The 13,619-nt window shown below is 71.6% G+C and carries 17 protein-coding genes; 5 read left to right on the top strand and 12 right to left on the bottom strand.

Annotated elements, in window-relative coordinates; genetic code table 11:
* Positions 1 to 75: 75 nt before the first annotated feature.
* The 5 genes from ACFU5O_RS22820 to ACFU5O_RS22800 all read right to left on the bottom strand — a co-directional run bounded on the left by ACFU5O_RS22820 (position 76) and on the right by ACFU5O_RS22800 (position 3,661).
* The gene (locus tag ACFU5O_RS22820) at positions 76 to 720 is read right to left on the bottom strand and encodes a lysophospholipid acyltransferase family protein (protein WP_384243341.1); all 645 of its coding nucleotides are present in this window, start codon (positions 718 to 720) and stop codon (positions 76 to 78) included.
* Entirely contained in the window at positions 717 to 1,445 is a 729-nt protein-coding gene (gene cmk, locus ACFU5O_RS22815) for a (d)CMP kinase (RefSeq protein ID WP_384243339.1), read from the bottom strand. The genes ACFU5O_RS22820 and cmk overlap by 4 nt, the downstream gene beginning before the upstream one ends.
* A gap of 197 nt (positions 1,446 to 1,642) precedes the next feature.
* Positions 1,643 to 2,728 carry a prephenate dehydrogenase gene (locus tag ACFU5O_RS22810; RefSeq protein WP_384243337.1) on the bottom strand — a complete coding sequence of 362 codons (1,086 nt, stop codon included), beginning with the start codon at positions 2,726 to 2,728 and terminating at the stop codon, positions 1,643 to 1,645.
* Positions 2,725 to 3,087 carry a chorismate mutase gene (gene aroH, locus ACFU5O_RS22805; RefSeq protein ID WP_384243335.1) on the bottom strand — a complete coding sequence of 121 codons (363 nt, stop codon included), beginning with the start codon at positions 3,085 to 3,087 and terminating at the stop codon, positions 2,725 to 2,727. The genes ACFU5O_RS22810 and aroH overlap by 4 nt, the downstream gene beginning before the upstream one ends.
* Positions 3,088 to 3,211: 124 nt before the next feature.
* Positions 3,212 to 3,661, bottom strand: a complete 450-nt coding sequence (locus tag ACFU5O_RS22800; RefSeq protein ID WP_384243333.1) for a YidB family protein — start codon at positions 3,659 to 3,661, stop codon at positions 3,212 to 3,214.
* 160 nt (positions 3,662 to 3,821) lie between these two features.
* On the opposite strand from ACFU5O_RS22800, the gene ACFU5O_RS22795 reads away from it, so the two are divergent.
* Genes ACFU5O_RS22795 through ACFU5O_RS22780 form a run of 4 tightly spaced genes read left to right on the top strand, consistent with a single transcriptional unit; the run spans position 3,822 to position 6,308 of the window.
* Complete coding sequence (locus ACFU5O_RS22795; RefSeq protein WP_384243330.1) at positions 3,822 to 4,487, top strand: hypothetical protein; 666 nt, start codon at positions 3,822 to 3,824, stop codon at positions 4,485 to 4,487.
* An 18-nt stretch (positions 4,488 to 4,505) separates the two neighbouring features.
* Positions 4,506 to 5,132 carry a DUF6529 family protein gene (locus tag ACFU5O_RS22790; protein ID WP_384243329.1) on the top strand — a complete coding sequence of 209 codons (627 nt, stop codon included), beginning with the start codon at positions 4,506 to 4,508 and terminating at the stop codon, positions 5,130 to 5,132.
* Entirely contained in the window at positions 5,129 to 5,593 is a 465-nt protein-coding gene (locus ACFU5O_RS22785; RefSeq protein WP_384243327.1) for a Rieske (2Fe-2S) protein, read from the top strand. The genes ACFU5O_RS22790 and ACFU5O_RS22785 overlap by 4 nt, the downstream gene beginning before the upstream one ends.
* Before the next feature lie 10 nt (positions 5,594 to 5,603).
* Positions 5,604 to 6,308 (top strand): DNA polymerase beta superfamily protein, encoded by a 705-nt coding sequence (locus ACFU5O_RS22780; protein WP_384243325.1) that lies wholly within the window; start codon positions 5,604 to 5,606, stop codon positions 6,306 to 6,308.
* A 30-nt stretch (positions 6,309 to 6,338) separates the two neighbouring features.
* Here ACFU5O_RS22780 and ACFU5O_RS22775 read toward each other — a convergent pair whose 3' ends face one another.
* Genes ACFU5O_RS22775 through pnuC form a run of 6 tightly spaced genes read right to left on the bottom strand, consistent with a single transcriptional unit; the run spans position 6,339 to position 10,906 of the window.
* The gene (locus ACFU5O_RS22775; protein ID WP_384243322.1) at positions 6,339 to 6,587 is read right to left on the bottom strand and encodes a hypothetical protein; all 249 of its coding nucleotides are present in this window, start codon (positions 6,585 to 6,587) and stop codon (positions 6,339 to 6,341) included.
* Positions 6,584 to 7,393 carry a DNA polymerase beta superfamily protein gene (locus tag ACFU5O_RS22770; protein WP_384243320.1) on the bottom strand — a complete coding sequence of 270 codons (810 nt, stop codon included), beginning with the start codon at positions 7,391 to 7,393 and terminating at the stop codon, positions 6,584 to 6,586. Before ACFU5O_RS22770 ends, ACFU5O_RS22775 begins: the two co-directional genes overlap by 4 nt.
* A gap of 3 nt (positions 7,394 to 7,396) precedes the next feature.
* Positions 7,397 to 8,419: an ADP-ribosylglycohydrolase family protein gene (locus ACFU5O_RS22765; protein WP_384243318.1), complete on the bottom strand. Its 1,023-nt coding sequence runs from the start codon at positions 8,417 to 8,419 to the stop codon at positions 7,397 to 7,399.
* Complete coding sequence (locus tag ACFU5O_RS22760) at positions 8,416 to 9,171, bottom strand: NUDIX domain-containing protein (RefSeq protein ID WP_384243315.1); 756 nt, start codon at positions 9,169 to 9,171, stop codon at positions 8,416 to 8,418. Before ACFU5O_RS22760 ends, ACFU5O_RS22765 begins: the two co-directional genes overlap by 4 nt.
* Positions 9,168 to 10,256, bottom strand: coding sequence for an AAA family ATPase (locus ACFU5O_RS22755; protein WP_384243313.1), 1,089 nt, complete (start codon positions 10,254 to 10,256; stop codon positions 9,168 to 9,170). Before ACFU5O_RS22755 ends, ACFU5O_RS22760 begins: the two co-directional genes overlap by 4 nt.
* Complete coding sequence (gene pnuC / locus ACFU5O_RS22750) at positions 10,253 to 10,906, bottom strand: nicotinamide riboside transporter PnuC (RefSeq protein ID WP_384243312.1); 654 nt, start codon at positions 10,904 to 10,906, stop codon at positions 10,253 to 10,255. Before pnuC ends, ACFU5O_RS22755 begins: the two co-directional genes overlap by 4 nt.
* Before the next feature lie 198 nt (positions 10,907 to 11,104).
* On the opposite strand from pnuC, the gene ACFU5O_RS22745 reads away from it, so the two are divergent.
* On the top strand, positions 11,105 to 12,115 hold the full coding sequence (locus tag ACFU5O_RS22745) for a 1-aminocyclopropane-1-carboxylate deaminase/D-cysteine desulfhydrase (protein WP_384243310.1): 1,011 nt from the start codon (positions 11,105 to 11,107) through the stop codon (positions 12,113 to 12,115).
* A 51-nt stretch (positions 12,116 to 12,166) separates the two neighbouring features.
* Here the strand turns inward: ACFU5O_RS22745 and ACFU5O_RS22740 are convergent, their stop codons facing one another.
* Positions 12,167 to 13,573, bottom strand: coding sequence for a hypothetical protein (locus ACFU5O_RS22740; RefSeq protein ID WP_384243307.1), 1,407 nt, complete (start codon positions 13,571 to 13,573; stop codon positions 12,167 to 12,169).
* Between the last annotated feature and the right edge of the window lie 46 nt (positions 13,574 to 13,619).

The raw sequence follows: 13,619 nt of genomic DNA, 5'->3' as shown, positions 1-13,619 counted from the left end.
TTCCTTGATCTTCCGTGGTGATCGGTGAGCGCCCGGCGGGCCCGCGGGCCCGGGTGCTCACTACTGAAGTCTCGCTCAGCGCCCGGTGAGGCGCCTGGCGTTCTCCAGGTGGGCGGTGAGCCGTTCCTGGATGCGTACCGTTGCCGCGTCGAGCGCCGAGCGTGTGCGGCGACCGCTGCCGTCGCCCACGGCGAAGGCGTCGCCGAAGACGACGTCGACATGGCTGCGCAGCGGGGGCAGCGCACGTATCAACCGTCCACTCCGCTCACTGCTTCCCAGCACCGCGACGGGGACGATCGGGGCTCCCGAGCGCAGGGCGAAGTACGCGAGCCCCGCCCGGATCGAGGTGAAGTCGCCTTCGCCCCGGGTGCCCTCGGGGAAGATACCGAGCACGCCGCCGTGGTCCAGCACGCCGAGGGCGTTGCCGACGGCGGCGCGGTCGGCGCTCGTGCGGTCCACCTTCAGCTGCCCGATGCCGCGCAGGAAGGACCCGAGAGGGCCGACGAACGCCTCCTGCTTGATCAGGAAGTGCACCGGCCGCGGGGAGGTGCCCATGAGCATGGGCCCGTCGACGTTGTGCGCATGATTGACGGCGAGGATCACCGGGCCGCCGGCCGGCACCCTCCAGGCACCGAGCACGCGCGGCTTCCACAGCGTGTGCACGATGCCTATCCCCATCCGCCGGCCTACGGCGGCGCCTCTCTCGGACGGAACTGTCACTTCGCGGCTCGCTCGTCCTGCGCCGTGTCCCGGCACCGCCGCTCTGAGACCAGGGTCACGACGCACTCGATGACCTGCTGCAGCGTGAGGTCGGTGGTGTCCACCTCGACGGCGTCGTCCGCCTTGGCGAGCGGGGAGGTCTTCCGGCTGGAGTCGGCGGCGTCCCGCTTGATCAGCGCCTCACGGGTGGCGGCGAGGTCGGTCGCCTCCTTGCCCTTGAGCTCACCGCTGCGGCGGGCGGCGCGGGCCTCCGGGGAGGCGGTCAGGAAGATCTTGAGATCGGCGTCGGGCAGAACGGTCGTACCGATGTCCCTGCCCTCGACGACGATGCCCTTGTCCGCGGCCGCGGCGATGGACCGCTGCAGTTCGGTGATCCGGGCACGCACCTCCGGGACCGCGCTGACCGCGCTCACCTTGGAGGTCACCTCCCGGGTACGGATCGGGCCGGAGGCGTCCACGCCGTCGACGGTGATCGTGGGGGCGAGCGGGTCGGTCCCCGACTCGATCACGGGCTTCCCCGCGGCGTTCGCGATCGCGGCCTGGTCGGCGACGTCCACGCCGTTGCTGATCATCCACCAGGTGATCGCCCGGTACTGCGCGCCTGTGTCCAGATAGCACAGGCCCAGCTCTGCGGCGACCGCCTTGGAAGTGCTCGACTTGCCCGTGCCGGAGGGGCCGTCAATGGCGACGATCACGGATTCCACGGTGTCGGAGACCTTCCTCATACGCGTCTACGGGCAGGCCGGAATGCCAAGGTGCCCCGCACAAGGTTACCGAGTACTGCGGATGGCCCATGCACCGCTTCAGCGGCAGGCCCCGGGAGGCGCCGGGGCCGGGCCGCAGGGCCGATACCCGGGCCAGGCCCTTGGCCCGTCCCTGCCTCCGCCCCGGCCCCGTCCCCGTCCCCTGCCCCGGGATCTTTCTACTGCCGCAGTGCCCAGCCCCGCTCCCGCAGTGCGGCGCTCAGCACCGGCGCCGCGGCGGGCTCGACCATGAGCTGGACCAGGCCGGCCTGCTGGCCGGTGGCGTGCTCGATGCGGACGTCCTCGATGTTGACGCCCGCGCGGCCCGCGTCGGCGAAGATACGGGCGAGCTCACCGGGCTGGTCGCTGATGAGGACGGCGACGACCTCGTACGTGGCCGGGGCCGCGCCGTGCTTGCCGGGAACGCGCTCTCGCCCCGCGTTGCCGCGGCGCAGGACGTCCTCCACGCCGCTGACGCCGTCGCGGCGCTTGTCCTCGTCGGCGGACTGGAGGGCCCGCAGGGAGCGGACCGTCTCGTCGAGGTCGGCCGCCACACCGGCGAGAACGTCGGCGACGGGCCCCGGGTTCGCGGAGAGGATGTCGACCCACATCCGGGGATCGGAGGCGGCGATGCGGGTGACGTCCCGGATGCCCTGCCCGCACAGCCGTACCGCCGTGTCGTCCGCGTCCGCGAGCCGCGCCGCCACCATCGAGGAGATCAGCTGAGGGGTGTGGGAGACGAGGGCGACCGCCCGGTCGTGGGCGTCGGCGTCCATGACCACCGGCACCGCGCGGCACAGTGCCACCAGCTCCAGTGCCAGGTTGAGCACCTCGGTGTCGGTGTCCCGGGTCGGCGTGAGGACCCACGGCCGGCCCTCGAAGAGGTCGGCTGTCGCGGCCAGCGGGCCGGAGCGCTCCTTGCCGGACATGGGGTGCGTGCCGATGTACGAGGACATCTCCACGCCGAGGGCTTCGAGCTCGCGTCGCGGCCCGCCCTTCACGCTGGCCACGTCGAGATATCCGCGGGCGATACCCGCGCGCATCGCCTCGGCGAGCGCGGTGGGCACGAACGCGGGCGGTACGGCCACGATCGCGAGGTCGACCGGCCCCTCGGGCATCTCGTCCGTGCCGGCGCCGAGCGCCGCCGCGGTCCTGGCCTGCGCCGGGTCGTGGTCCGTGAGATGGACGGTGACGCCCCGCCCTGCCAGTGACAGCGCGGCGGAGGTGCCGATCAGCCCGGTTCCGATGACGAGCGCGGTTCTCACTGGGCGATGTCCTTGCGCAGGGCGGCGGCGGCACCGAGGTACACATGCGCGATCTCGGACTTGGGCTTGTCGGACTCGATGTGCGCGAGGATCCGTACGACGCGGGGCATCGCCCCTTCGATGTCCAGCTCCTGTGCGCAGATCAGCGGTACGTCGACGATCCCGAGCCCGCGCGCAGCCGCGGCCGGGAAGTCGCTGTGGAGATCCGGTGTGGCCGTGAACCAGACACTGATCAGGTCGTCCGCAGTGAGCCCGTTCCGCTCCAGGATGGCGGTGAGCAGCTCGCTGACCTGCTCGTCCATATGCCCGGCCTCGTCCCGTTCCAGCTGGACGGCTCCCCGGACGGCTCGTACCGCCACGTCGTCTCCTCTACTCGGCAAGTGCTCCGGCCAGCGTAGTCAGCCGCCCGGACACACCGGCGCGGCGACCGCCCTCCGAGACAGGGGGACGGCCGCCGCGGCACGCTCGTGCGGGGAAATGCGGTCAGAGCCGCTGAGCTCTGATCAGCTCCTCCAGGGATCCGCCCTGCGGGAGCTGCCCGTTCGGGGTGAGCTTGTCGACGGCCTTGGGCAGGGAGCCTGCGATCTCGTCGGCCGCCTTCTGCGGCGACACACCGGTCTCCTGCGCGACCTCCTGCAGGGTGCGGTCCGGCAGCGCCTCGGTGATCTGGGCGCCGGTGACGGGCTTGTTCTCACCGGTGCCGATCCAGGACTGGGCCTGTTCGACGAGGCCGGACCTGTTGAGCATGTCCATCAGGCCGGCGAGCGGGTTGTCGCCGTTCGTACTCGCCGCGCCGGTGCCCGCTCCCTTTGAGCCGTTGCCGCCGAGCGAGCCGAGCAGCGCGCCCAGGATGTTTCCGGCGCTGCTCCGATCGCCGCTCCGGCTTCCGCCGAGGAGACCGCCCAGAAGACTGCCGAGATCGTTTCCCGCCATGGTTCTGCCTTTCGCGTTCGACGGAGGGGGATCACGGCCAATGTCGCCCACACCCGGCCCTGCCGCCACCCGGACCACTACGGAACGTTGACCGGTGGACACATGGCGTGATGTCCGTTTGCATGGAGTTCTCACTACCCGCCCCCGCGGGAGGCGCCGAATGAAGCACCCTGGACCACTGATCACGCTGTTCGCCGGACTGGCGCTCGGACTGATCATGCTGTCGCTCAACGCCACGACCGGTGAGCCCGCGCCCTCGTCGCGCCAGCGCCCGGCCTCGAGCCCGGCGCCCGTTCCGAGTCCCAGCCCGCCCGTGTCCCCCTCGGTGACGCCCAGTCCGTCCCCGTCCACGAATGCGGCACCGCAAACGGAGTACGCGGGCCGTACGAAGGACGACACCGCGTCCGTCGCCATCTCGCTCCGCGGCGACAAGGCCATCGCGTACTTCTGTGACGGCCGCACCCAGGAGGCCTGGATGCGCGGCCCGGTCGAAGAAGACGGGGACATGCACCTGACCAGCACCGACACCCCCGCGAAGCTGGACGGCGTCCTGAGCGGGGGCAAGGTCGCGGGAACGGTCCAGATCGGCGACCGCACGTGGGCGTTCGACGCCGACAAGGCGGTCAAGCCCTCCGGGCTGTACCGGGCGACCGCCGAGGTGCGCGGCGCCGAGCTGAAGGGCGGCTGGATCATCCTGCAGGACGGCCGCCAGGTCGGCATCGTCAGCCGCGACGGCAAGCCCGCGGCCGCTCCCCCGATCGACCCGGCCACCGGTGCCGTCACCATCGACGACACCCGGCTGACCGCCCGCCCCGTCGTCCCCTGAGCGTCCCCGAGGTGCGTCATGAGCGACTCGAACACCCAGGGCGGAGGCTTCCCGCCGCCCCCACCACCGCCGCCGCCGCGCCCGCCCATGCCACCGTCCGGGGTGGAGGAGGGCTCAGGGGCCATGCGTTTCCTCGTCCCGGCTCTGGTCGCCGCGGCCGTCGCCATCCTCCTCGGGGTGTACGGGAAACTGCACAACCCCTCCGCCACCGCCTTCAACCTGGCCGGTTTCAGCAGTCCGAGTGCGGTGAAGTCCTGGCTCGCCACGGCGGCGCTCGTCTTCGCGCTCGTGCAGCTCGTCTCCGCGCTCGTGATGTACGGGCAGATGCCGGGCGTACGGTCCGCCCCCTGGACGCCCGTGCTGCACCGCTGGTCGGGCCGGGTGGCGTTCCTGCTGACCGTGCCGGTGGCCGTGCACTGCCTGTACGCGCTGGGCTATGAGACGTCCACCGCGCGGGCGGCGTGGCACTCGTTCCTCGGCTGCTTCTTTTTCGGTGCATTCAGCGCAAAGATGTTGCTGTTGCGCATGGAGCGACTGCCGGGGTGGCTGCTGCCGGTCGTCGGCGGGCTGGTTTTCGCCGCGCTCACGCTGGTCTGGCTGACCTCGGCGCTCTGGTTCTTCCGCACGTTCGGAGTGACGACATGAGTGACCGCGTGAGTAGTGAAGGCACCACCCGCCGTACGGTTCTGGTGACCGGCGCGGCGGTTATTGCGGCGGCCGGCTGCACCAAGTACGGGGACGAGAGCGGCGGGGGTGAGTCGTTCGTCCCGGCACCCGCCTCACCGACGAAGAAGAACGGCAGTGCACAGCCACCCGCGGGCGAGGTGCTGGGCACCACCTCCGAGGTTCCGGAGGGCGGCGGCAAGATCTTCGATGCGCAGAAGGTCGTGGTGACCCAGCCGGCGAAGGGCGAGTTCAAGGCATTCACGGCCATCTGTACCCACCAGGGCTGCACCGTCGACAAGGTCGAGAACGGCACGATCGACTGCCCCTGCCACGGGAGCAAGTTCCGTATCCAGGACGGCTCGGTGGCGAAGGGTCCGGCACAACGTCCGTTGGAAGCGAAGCGGATCAGCGTCTCAGGGGATCAGATCCGGCTCACGTAATCTGTCGCGCATGACCCCCGAGGCGCTCATACGTGACCACAGCATCTATTCCTGTGTGATGGGCTCCCGGGCCTTCGGTCTCGCGACGGAAGGCAGCGACACGGACCGCCGGGGGGTCTACGTGGCCCCCACACCGCTGTACTGGCGCTTCGAGAAGCCCCCGACCCATGTGGAGGGCCCGGCCGACGAGCAGTTCAGCTGGGAGCTGGAACGCTTCTGCGAGCTGGCCCTGCGGGCCAATCCGAACGTCCTGGAATGCCTGCACTCCCCGCTCGTCGAGCACATCGACGACACCGGCCGTGAACTGCTCGCCCTGCGCGACGCGTTCCTGTCACGCATGGCCCATGAGACGTTCGTGCGCTACGCGAGGGGCCAGCGCCGCAAGCTGGACGCGGACGTACGACAGCACGGGGTCCCGCGCTGGAAGCACGCGATGCACCTGCTGCGCCTGCTCGGCACCTGCCGCGATCTGCTCCGCACCGGCCGGCTGGTCCTGGACGTGGGCGACGGGCGCGAGCGCCTGCTGGCGGTCAAGCGCGGCGAAGTCCCGTGGCCCGAGGTCGAGTCCTGGATGTCCCGGCTCGCCGACGAGGCCGACATGGCTGCCACACGCACCCCGCTTCCGGCCGGCCCGGATCGGGCCCGGGTGGAGGACTTCCTCATCCGCACCCGCCGGGTGTCGGCCTTCCAAGGGCAGCATGTGGGACGACCGTGAAGGGACCGGGGCCCATGACCGACGAGGCGTTCACACTTCCGCCGACACACCCAGGTCGTGCCGCATGGCCCTTCTCATGTCCCGGAGCATGGCCCACACCTCGATCTGTGCCCGGGCCGCGGTCTCGACCGTCTCCTCCGGGCCGGGATCACCTCTTTCGAGACCCTTGGCCTGCCCGTAGACCTTGTTCAGTGCCTGGTTGACGACGCTCGCCCGCTCGAGCACGTCGTCCGGGGCGATCAACTGCGTTCGCCCTGCCGTGGTGCCCGCCTCGGTCACGCCGACGCCCCGGCGGAGGGCCCCGGGCATCGCGGTCCGCCCGACCGCAGGCTCGCGTCCCACTCGATGCGGGTCCGGACGACGAAGTCGTGCAGAGCGCGGACTCCGGAGGGCTCCGCGGGCAGCGTTGTCCGCGACTGCGCCTCGTCCAGGACCGAGTGCAGCGCGTCGATGTCCGCGCGTACCGTCCCGGCGTCGACCGTGGCCGGGCTGTGCTCGGCCTCCGCCTTGGCCGCGACGAGCTCGGACACGTACCCCGGAGCCTTCATCTCCCGCAGGAGCGTGGGCAGATGTGCCTGCACCTCACCGGTGCGCATCAGGTGGATGCCGGTGAGCAGCGCCCGGAAGGTGTAGAGCAGCGGCTTCAGTTCGCCGCTGCTGACGAACAGACGCCATTGGGTCCCGGCGAAGCCTCGGTAGTGGTGTGCGTGATTGCCGGTCAGTACGGACGGTGCGAGGGCGACGAGTTCCGCGTGCGCGTCCGTCGAACGGACCACCAGCGGCGACAGGAGCTGCTCCAGCACATATCCGTTGCGCCGCAGCATCAGCCGGGCGAACTTCCGCACGTCGTGCGTGACGAGATCCATCTCCGTGCCGTCCCGGTCCCACATCCGGGACCGCGTCTCCTCCGGCTCCGTCAGCCCGATGAGCCGCTCGACCGGCAGCACATGGACCCCCCGCAGGTCCACGTCCGAGTCCCGCGAGGGGAATCCGTAGAGATGGGCGCCGGAAACCGTGGCGAAGAGGAGAGGGTCGGGCTGCTCGGCGACGACAGGGGCGAGGTCCACGCTCAGGGCATCCAGCATGGCTCAAGCATCCCAGAGAGCTCCCAGCGTCAGCAGCTCGCTCCGGTACTCGATCCGCTCCGCCCACTCCTTGGGCCAGGCACCCACCCCCAGGTGCGCCCCCGCGAAGGCGCCCGTCAGGCAGGCGATCGAGTCGGAGTCGCCCCGGGTGCAGGCCGCACGCCGGAGCGCCAGAAGGGGCTGCTCGGGGAAGAGCAGGAAGCAGTGCAGCGCCGTCGCGAGGGCCTCCTCCGCGATCCAGCCGTCGCCCGTCGCGAGGCACGGGTCGTTCTCCGGGTTCGCGTCGCGCTGCGCGGATGCCACGCGTTCCAGGGACCGCAGGCACTCGTCCCAGCCGCGCTCGATGAAGGCCTCGGGCGTGGCATCGTGCGCATACGTCCACAGGTCGCCGAGCCAGCGGTGGTGGTACCGGGAGCGGTTCTCGTACGCGTACGAGCGCAGCCGGCCGACCAGGCCGAGTGGTTCCGTGCCCTGGGCGAGCAGGAACACGGCGCGGGCCGTGAGGTCGGAGGCGGCGAGAGCCGTGGGGTGGCCGTGGGTCAGCGCGGCCTGGAGCTGGGCGGCGCCCGCCCGCTGCCCCTCGCTGAGTCCCGGTACGAGTCCGACCGGCGCCACCCGCATGTTGGCGCCGCATCCCTTGGAGCCGATCTGGCTGGCCTCCTGCCAGGGCATGTCGCTGTCGAGCTTGTGGCAGGCGAGCAGGCAGGTGCGGCCGGGAGCGCGGTTGTTCTCCGGGGAGTGGTACCACTGCACGAACTCGTCGCGCACCGGGCGGGTGAGCCTCAGCGGGGCGAGCAGCCCCCGGTCCATCGCGGTGCGGATCCCGCGCGCGAGGGCCAGGGTCATCTGGGTGTCGTCGGTGACGATCGCCGGAGTCGGCAGCCGCATCTCCCGCCACGGCCCGCACTTGGCGAGGATCGACGGCACATCGTTGAACTCGGTGGGGAAGCCGAGCGCGTCACCGAGCGCCAGTCCGGTCAGGGTGCCGGTGGCGGCCTGCTTGGTGACGGTCCTCGTCGTGGTCATGTCGTACGCCGTCCTTCCGGTCGCAGGAGTGGAGGATGCAGGGCGTTCGCCGGCCCCGCCCGGTAGAGCGCGGCCGGTTTGCCCCGGCCGCCGGTCAGACGCGCGCCCCCCTCGACCGCCTCGACGAAGCCGGGCGTGGTGAGGACCTTGCGCCGGAAGTTGGGACGGTCGAGTTCGACGCCCCAGACGGTCTCGTACACCTGCCGCAGCTCCCCGAGCGTGAACTCGGACGGGCAGAAGGCGGTGGCGAGGCAGGTGTACTCGAGCTTGGCGCCGACGCGGTCGTGGGCGTCGGCGAGGATGCGGTCGTGGTCGAAGGCGAGCCGCCCGTGGCTGCCGTGGGGCATCCACTGGGCGTGCGCGGCGTCGCCGCCGCCGTGCGGCTCCGGGAGGTCCGGTACCAGCGCGGTGTACGCGACGGACACGACCCGCATACGGGGATCGCGGTCCGGGTCGCTGTATGTGCGCAACTGCTCCAGATGGAGCGCGTCGGCGGTGCTCGCCGACAGACCGGTCTCCTCGGCGAGTTCACGGCGCGCGGCCTGGCCGGCCGACTCCCTGGGCAGTACGAATCCGCCGGGCAGCGCCCACGCGCCCTTGTACGGCTCCTGGCCGCGCTCGATCAGCAGCACGTGCAACTCGCCGTCGCGGACCGTGAAGACCGCGAGGTCGACGGTGACCGCGAACGGCGGGAAGGCGTGGGGGTCGTAGGCTCCGGGATCGTGGCCGCCTGACACCGGCCCCTCTGTCATGTCGCTGACCGCCTCTCCGGCAGGGGATCGGCGAAGTGACGCCCTTCGGCGAGCAGGGCTTCGACAGCGGCCACGGCCTTGGCCAGCCTCTGCTCGTGCGGGCCGCTCAGAGTGATGAACCTGCGTCCGGTGCGGGCGAGCTGGGCAGCGAAGCGGGCCGTCATCCAGGGCCGCAGATGCTCGCCGTCGCGGAGTCCGTCGTCCTCGAACGGCACACCCCGGTGATCGGTGAGCAGCCACAGGTCGCCGCGGCCTCGCGCCGCGATCTCCGCGACCTCGTCACTGGGTCCGCCCATGTACCGCTCGTGCCAGATGGTCGTCGCGAAGGCGTCGGTGTCGCAGACGAGTACGGGTGAGCCGGTACGGGCGGCGGTGTCCTCCAGCTCGGTCTGGCGTGCGGCGATCAGCGGGAACTCGTCCGTGGAGAGCCGGACGTCGGACCAGGTGGCGCCGGGCCGTTCGGCGCGCAGCGCGGCGAGTTTGCGTTCGCTGAACTCCCTGCCGTACTCGGGCACACAGGCGGTGCGCGACCATACCCCGCCGCGCCGCCGGAAGTGCTCGGCGAGGGCTGTGGCCAGGGTGGTCGTGCCGGTCGACTCCGCGCCGAGTACGACGACGCGGCGGGCGAGGGCGGCGCGCACCGGAGGCTCGAGGAAGTCCCAGCAGCCGACGGGATCCTTGCGCACAGCGGTGCCGGAGACCGGGAAGACCGTGCGGTCGGGGTCGACGCAGACGGAGTCGGCGCGGAAGCGGCGGGCGAGTTCGTCCCCGTACGGCTCCGAGGTGAAGACGGCGTTCACGCGCTCGGGGACGGCCGCGCGGAACACCGCCATGTGTGCGTCCCAGACGGCCGGGTCCGTCAGATCGACGGGGATGTCGTCGATGGCCCCGACGACCCGGACGTCCGGGTGCACCTCTTTCATCCATGCCATGCGCTCGTCGAGCGGGATGGACTCGACGGAGGCGGCGCAGACGAGCACGGTGAGCCGGTCGCAGCGGTCGGCCGCGGTGCGTACGAGATGGTGGTGGCCGGCGTGCGGCGGATAGAACTTGCCGAGTACGAGGCCGTGCCGGTAACGCTTCATGCTGTGGCCTCCGCCAACTGTCGTTCCTGCACGGACAGATCGCGTGTCCAGTTGCGCAAGCCCTGCACGCACAGGGCCATGAACCCGGCGTACAGCAGCGCGGTGAGGTGGAGCTCCTTGTACGCGTACAGCGGTACGTAGACGATGTCGGCCGCGATCCAGAGCCACCAGGACTCCAAGCGCTTGCGGCACTGCCCGTACGTCGCCATGAGGGACAGCGCGGTGGTCAGCGCGTCCCAGAACGGGACGGTCGAGTCGGTCGCCCGGTCCAGGAGGAGCGTCAGCCCCAGTGTCCCCACCACCCCCGCCGCGAGCAGCCACGTCCACTCGGTGCGCGTGGTGCGGCGCACCGGGAGGGCGTCGGAACCTGGTCCACCCCCGTGGGTCCAGGTCCACCAGCCGTACACGGCGAGGGCGATGAAGACGACCTGCAGCGCCGCGTCGGCGTACAGGCCGGCCTGGGTGAACAGCAGGACGAAGAGAACGTTGTTGGTGATTCCCAGGGGCCAGTTGGCGATGTGCTGACGGGCCACGAGCAGGACGCAGAGCGCTCCGCTGCCGAATCCGAGCACTTCGGTCCAGCTGACCGGCGTGCCGAGCAGAGTGAACAGCGGACGCTGCAGTGGTGCGAGTACATCTGTCAGGTCCACACTGGCCACCCCCTTAAGAGTCACTCTGACTATAAAGTGCGGAGGGCGGCCCGACAAGCACGAAAGAGGCCGCAGTTGTGGGAGCGACCGCTGCCGCCGGCACCAGTACTCTGACGATGCTCCAGAGAGCAGTACGCCGCCGCCGCACTGCGGGCGGCCGTGGTTCCTTTTCGAGCCCGCTGAAGGGAGTCGGCCCGGATGAGCAGGCCGGTGCTGCACAGGCGTTGTCCCGGGCTGGCCGCGTCACTGCCGCATCTTTCACTCGGCGAGCGGCCCACGCCCGTACGCGAGTTGACGGGGCTCGCGAAGGGGGTCTCGCTGTGGTGCAAGGACGAGAGCGGTTTCGGCTCGGGAGGCTGGGGCGGCAACAAGGTCCGCAAGCTGGAGTGGATTCTTCCCGATGTCCGTCGCCGTGGGGCCGGCACGATCCTCACGGTGGGCGGTATCGGCACGAACTGGGGCCTGGCCACGGCCCTCTACGCACGGGAACAGGGTCTGCGGACCGCGCTCGCCCTCGTCGACCAGCCGGTCGACGACCATGTCCGGGAACAGCTCGGGCGGCTTCGGCGCTCCGGCGCCACCCTGCACTTCACCAGTACGAAGTCCCGGACGCTCACGGCCGCTCCCTGGCTCTTCCTGCGCCATGCGAACCGTGGCCGGCTGCCGTACTTCCTGCCGGCGGGCGGCTCTGCCCCGGTCGGCACGGTCGGATACGTCGAGGCGGCCTTCGAACTCGCGGAGCAGATAGCGGCCCAGGAACTCCCGGAACCCTCCCATGTCGTCACCGCCGTCGGCTCGGGGGGAACGGCCGCGGGCCTCGCACTCGGCCTCCGGCTGGCAGGGCTGGAGCGCACACGCGTCGTCGGCGTGGTGGTCAACGACACGCTCCGGCTCGACGCGCACGCCGTTGTCTCGCTGGCCAGGAGGACCGAAGACCTGCTCCGTGAGCGAGGGGCGGACCTCCCCCCGACACGGCTCGCGCCGGGCGACGTGACGATGGTGCGGGACTGGCTGGGCCTCGGCTACGGACACGCCACACCAGGGGCACTGGAGGCTCAGCGCCTCGCAGCCGCCGGGGCGCAGCTGGAACTCGAACCCGTCTACACGGCGAAGGCCCTGGGCGCGCTGCTCGACATGGCGGCCGACGGGCATCTCGGCAGCGGCCCTGTTCTGTTCCTCCAGACACACGGTCCACGGGACGCCGACTGAAGCCCCGGCCACCGGCCACCGCATCGGCGGCCCTGCCGCCGCGGCCCGGCGTCACGCGCCCGCCAGCGCGTCCCGCAACCTCCGGGCCTGTGCGACCAGTTGGGACGAGCCCGTCCGCTCCGCGAGCGCGGTCACCTCGGGGACGGCACCGCGCGCACCGGACCGCAGCGCACAGTCCGCGGCAACGGCCAGCAGCGCACCGTGTAGCTGGGGGCGGGTACAGGCCAGGAGTCCGGGGAGCGCCGAGGCCAGCACGTCCCAGACCGGGGCGGCTCCGCCGGGCGCCGCCGCCGCGGCACGGAGCGAGGCGGTCAGCAGCGGCACCTTCAGCGTTCCCAGCCGCACCAACTCGGCGATCTCGCGGCCGAGCAGCGCACCGTCCAGGCGGTCCCGTCCCGCGAGCAGGACCGCCGCCCGGGCGGCGGCCAGCCGGTCCTCGTCCGGCGCCGCGGCGAGTCCGTAGGCCACCGCCAGATGCACGGCGGGCCCGACCGGGCCCTCGCTCATGGCCAGTGCGGGCAGGAACACGGGGTCACCCTGACCGTCCCGGTCGGCGGCCGAGGCGACATCCGACAGCTGCCGGGCCGCGACGATCTCGGGGTGCCACGGCAGCACGGACACCCCGTACCGGTCACGACAGTGCAGCCCCCGGTAGGGGCAGGGGATGTGCGGCTCGAACTTCCGGAACAGCGACCAGAATTGCCTGGGGAACTCTCCCCGGCCCTCGATCGCCTCGGTCCCCACGAGTATCCGCCGTCCGACACGGGCTCCGCGGCGCCTGCTGGGCCGCTCCGGCTCCCCGGACTCGCGCTCACGGGACCACGCCGGGTGCGGCAAGCCGCCCTGCCGCAGCCAGGTCACCACGCGGGGCCCCTCGGGAAGCTCCAGCCTCTCCGCAGCCCGCACCACGCCGGGCTCGGCCGGACCGCCGCCGCAGCGCAGCAGCGCGAGCCCCAGATCGGCGGCGCCCGGCCGGGCTCCGGCCCGCTCGTACGTGCCCAGGCGGGCGACCAGGTCGTGCGGCTCGACGGCCCCGCCGGGTCTGCTCGCCTCCGACAGCAGACAGGGCATGGCGTCGCCGAGCCGCAGCCGCCGGACGATCTCGCCCGTGCGCGCGCCGAAGGCGTAGTCCATCGCCTCGTGCTGGCACAGCTCGAGCCAGCCTGCGCCACTGCTGCCACCGGGCTCGTCGGCCCGCGCAGACTGGATGCCGCGAGAAACGATGTGACGGAGCAGCCACCCGCCCCTCGGCCTGAGCAGGGGGGCCTTCCCGCCGGACGCGCCGGCCGGAGGCCCCAGCGCGTCGACAAGCGCCTCCCGGTCGCGATACGACCAGGTCACCACGGAGTTGAGCAGCCGCTCGAACGTCAGGACGGCACCGTCGTCCCGGCGGCACAACTCGGCGATCTCCTCGGCCAGCCGGCCCGGCGGCAGCGCTGCGGATTCCCCCTCGATCATGTGCCGCAGGCTAGCCCTCGGCACTGACAGCGCGTCGTCCGGACGA

The sequence above is a fragment of the Streptomyces sp. NPDC057445 genome, assembly GCF_042802855.1.
GTDB lineage: Bacteria > Actinomycetota > Actinomycetes > Streptomycetales > Streptomycetaceae > Streptomyces.
This window is presented reverse-complemented; position numbering and strand designations above follow the sequence as displayed.